This is a genomic window from Peribacillus sp. P4_D6, assembly GCF_056401795.1.
Map to the genome: position 1 here is coordinate 1 of NZ_JBFUIQ010000272.1, position 2,390 is coordinate 2,390.

At 39.2% G+C, this 2,390-nt stretch carries 2 protein-coding genes; both read right to left on the bottom strand.

All coding sequences use genetic code 11. The features are described 5' to 3' along the window. A partial coding sequence (locus AC1DVB_RS26630) for a cbb3-type cytochrome c oxidase subunit I (RefSeq protein ID WP_477591803.1) occupies positions 1-1,448 on the bottom strand: 1,448 nt, incomplete at its 3' end. Between the two features lie 50 nt (positions 1,449-1,498). Next, positions 1,499-2,390, bottom strand: an 892-nt coding sequence (qoxA, locus tag AC1DVB_RS26635) for a cytochrome aa3 quinol oxidase subunit II (protein WP_477591805.1), incomplete at its 5' end; no start/stop codon positions are given.

Genomic DNA, 2,390 nt, shown 5'->3' on the forward strand with positions numbered 1-2,390 from the left:
GAGTATGTGTACATACGACGTGCTTGACCATCTAAACCCGTAATATACATAGGGAAGAATGCTAAGCAAAAACCAATGGTTAGAAACCAGAACGCCCATTTCCCAATCCTTTCATTCAACATGAAACCAAACATTTTCGGCCAGTAGTAAGTTCCGGCACCAAGCACAGCAAATACTACACCCGGAATAATGACATTATGGAAGTGAGCTACTAAAAACATTGTATTATGGTATTGATAATCCGCCGCTGACATCGCAAGCATAACCCCGGTAACTCCACCGATTGTGAAAAGAGGTATGAAACCTATTGAATAAAGCATAGGTACGGTAAATCTGATTCTGCCTTTCCACATCGTGAACAACCAGTTAAAGATCTTGATTCCAGTCGGGATAGCGATTACCATCGTTGTAATCGAGAAAATACTATTAACATATGCTGCTTGCCCCATTGTAAAGAAATGGTGCGTCCAAACGAAGAATGAATATATAGAGATAAATACCATTGAAGCAACCATTGATCGATATCCATATAGGTTACGTCGTGAAAAGGTTGGGATAATCTCACTAAAAAGACCAAATGCAGGCAAAATTAAGATATAAACTTCAGGATGTCCCCAAACCCAGAACAGGTTAGCCCAAAGCATATCCATACCGCCATCAGTCATTGTGAAAAACTTGGTTGCGAATAGTCGATCCATTGTTCCCATGATCAGCGCCACTGTTAATACAGGGAATGCGAAAATGATAATAACGCTTGTGACTAAAGCAGACCATGTAAACATTGGCATTTTCATTAATGTCATACCGGGTGCTCTCATTTTAAGAATAGTCGTCAAAAAGTTAATCCCCGTCATTAATGTACCTATTCCGGCTATCTGAATACCAATCATATAATAATTCGTTCCAACATGCGGGCTAAATTCATTACCTGCAAGCGGGAAATAAGATGTCCACCCTGCATCAGGCGAACCACCAATTACAAAAGAGATGTTGAATAGCATCGCACCCATAAAAAATAACCAGAAACTTACGGCATTTAGACGTGGGAATGCTACATCTCGGGCTCCAATTTGTAATGGCACTACGAAATTCATTAAGGCCATAATGTACGGCATCGCCATAAAGAGAATCATCACAACCCCATGTGTTGAAAAAATTTCATTATAGTGCTGTGAATCTAATAATTTGTTATCCGGTACGGCAAGTTGCGCACGCATCATCACAGCATCTACCCCACCACGAAATAGCATTAGCAAAGCAGATATTAGATACATAATACCTATTCTTTTATGATCGACGGTTGTTAGCCAGCCACTCCATAAAAAAAACCATTTTTTAAAGTGGGTTAAACCAACAATGATCAAGAGAACAGTAACACCAATGGCCACCATTGATGAGTAAATKACGGGACTAGGATTAGGTATAAGAAATCTAGAGAAAAAACCCATACTTTTGTGTTTCCTTTCTGAAAATATTTTTCTCGAGATAGACTAAGAAATTATTCATGATTGTGTACTGATTTTTCTTTACTATTACTTGACTTATGATCATGTTCCATATGTTCGCCTTTTGAATTCGCGTTAGAGTCACTTGAGCCATGATGATGTCCAGCATTTTCACCTTCTGGAGCTGGTGAGAAGTCTAAATGAGTTCCAGTAAACGTTAACTGTCCTTCATGACCCGGTTTTAATAATTCATTAAATCTTACTTCAGTAATGGGTTTCGCAGTTTCTTTAACTTCCTTTACCCATTCATCAAACTTATCTTGAGACATCGCTTCGACGTGGAACATATTTTCAGCGAATCCTTTCCCACTAAAGTTTGCATTTCGTCCCATCATTTCCCCTGATTCGTCCGCTGCTAAGTGTAATGTGGTCACCATGTTAGACATGGCATATTTTTGACCGCCAAGTTGTGGAATCCAGAAACTCGTGATAGGCCCGAATGAATAAAGTTTAAATTCAAGTGGTCGATTTGTTGGAATATACAAGTAGTTAACTGTCTCGATATCGTTTTCTGGATAACTAAAATGCCACTTCCAGTCTGATGACGAAGCGTAAATAACTAATGGATCTTGACCCTTGTACCCTTCCGGAGTGGCTTCCACTTTATTGTTGGAAATTACAGAAACAACGGAAAAGAAAATGACGATTAAAATTGGGACCCCAACAATAATCGTTTCAACAACATGATTCCCTTCAATGTAGGGTGGTTCATAATCTTTAGGTAGTTTAGAGTCACGGTATTTCGTTAACACAAAGACTAAAATAGCACAAACAACTATAACAATAACCGCCATGATCGCAATTGATAGCCAAATCACATTGGCCTGCGTTTGGGCTTGAGGTCCTTTAGGATCTAAGACCGCTAATGATTCACAGCCAGAAAGC